Genomic DNA, 308 nt, shown 5'->3' with positions numbered 1-308 from the left:
CGGGGAAAGAGGGCGTAGACTTCTTCGAGCGTGTCGCGATAGTCCCGCTCACCCCGTCGGTAGCGCTGGAAGGCGCCGAGCACGAGGTTGTCCTCGACGCTCATCTCTCCGAAAAGCTCGCGCTTCTCCGGCACCAGGGCCATGCCCCGCGTCACGAGGTATTCGACGTCGGGCCGTGGTTGCGGCTCGCCGTCGAAGACGATCTCGCCGCGCGAGGGCAGCAACCCCATGACGGCCGAGAGCAGGGTCGTCTTGCCCGCCCCGTTGGGGCCGATGACGGTGACGATCTGCCCGGCGCCCACCTCGAT

General features: G+C 67.9%; 1 protein-coding gene. It reads right to left on the bottom strand.

Annotation, left to right across the window (positions count from 1 at the left end; genetic code table 11):
- A partial coding sequence (locus tag OA56_RS10525) for an ATP-binding cassette domain-containing protein (RefSeq protein WP_461585191.1) occupies positions 1-308 on the bottom strand: 308 nt, incomplete at both ends.

The sequence above is a fragment of the Tepidiphilus sp. HLB4 genome, assembly GCF_054823945.1.
The sequence above is the reverse complement of the archived record's forward strand: the minus strand, read 5'-3'. Positions and strand labels throughout refer to the sequence as shown.